Origin of the sequence: Bradyrhizobium sp. NBAIM08 (assembly GCF_020193935.1) — a bacterium.
Lineage (GTDB): Bacteria > Pseudomonadota > Alphaproteobacteria > Rhizobiales > Xanthobacteraceae > Bradyrhizobium > Bradyrhizobium yuanmingense.
Genome location: NZ_JADYVR010000564.1, coordinates 1 through 429, shown reverse-complemented (window position 1 = coordinate 429; position 429 = coordinate 1). Strand labels below are relative to the sequence as shown.

The 429-nt window shown below is 68.8% G+C and carries 1 pseudogene; it reads right to left on the bottom strand.

The window, feature by feature from the left end:
- Positions 1–422 (bottom strand): annotated as a pseudogene (locus tag I6F37_RS40970) (hypothetical protein); the annotation flags it as partial.
- Positions 423–429: the final 7 nt, after the last annotated feature.

Below are 429 nucleotides of genomic sequence, written 5' to 3'. Positions count from 1 at the left end.
AGGCAGAGCAACGGAATGCCCTCACCCGCCTCTTCAAAGTAGATCCGGTGCGGCTGGCCGTTGAGATCCAGGCGCAGGTAGCGACCGATCACGGGCTCGATGACGGGTTCACCGACGGGAGCAGGACGCTGCGGCGCAGGCGACGGACGGAGCACGGCGAAGAGCTGCTCCAGGAACAGGAGGTTGCGGCCGTAGACCAGCAAGTCGCCCTCGACCTGGAGATGCCCGACCCGCTGCATGCCGACCAGGCTCTGGAAGCCGACAGGAGGAACAGCATCGGCGAAGGCAGACCAGCTCTCGGGTGAGGCGGCCAGCCTGAAGGCCGTTCCGGCCGCGAGGCCGGGTTCGACGGCAACCTGCTCGCCCACCCGCACCGTGCTCGTCGTGCCGCCGCTCGACACCGCGAAGGACAGTGCCGCCAGCCGGGCA